Source organism: Streptomyces sp. SP18CS02, from assembly GCF_036322365.1.
Lineage (GTDB): Bacteria > Actinomycetota > Actinomycetes > Streptomycetales > Streptomycetaceae > Streptomyces.
This window is the reverse complement of sequence record NZ_JAQYXC010000003.1, coordinates 1-361: the sequence shown is the minus strand read 5'-3', so window position 1 is coordinate 361 and position 361 is coordinate 1. Positions and strand designations below refer to the sequence as shown.

Genomic DNA, 361 nt, shown 5'->3' with positions numbered 1-361 from the left:
TTGGGGCCCCCCCCCCCCCCCCCCCACCCCCCGCACCCCCCCCCGCCCCCCCCCCCCCCCCCCCCAACCCCCCCACCCATTACAAAAAAAAAAAAAAAAAAAAAAAAAAAAAACAAAAAAACAAACAACACCAACAAAAAAACCAACAAACAACAAACACACAAACACCACAACACAAAAAAAACCACCAACCCCAAAAAAAAAAAAAACAAAACAACACAAAAAAAACACCCCCAACCCAAAACCCAAAAAAAAAAAAAAAAAAAAAAAAAAACAAAAAAAAACAAATAGCAAAGCCCCCCAACACCCAACACACTCCGCACAACAACCCCCACCACCCCCCCCCCCCCCCCACCACAAC

1 protein-coding gene is annotated in these 361 nt (G+C 46.5%); it reads right to left on the bottom strand.

All coding sequences use genetic code 11. From position 1 onward, the window contains the following. Nucleotides 1-287: hypothetical protein (locus PUR26_RS34435; protein ID WP_329867989.1), on the bottom strand; the 287-nt coding region annotated here is incomplete at its 3' end. Nucleotides 288-361 lie beyond the last annotated feature (74 nt).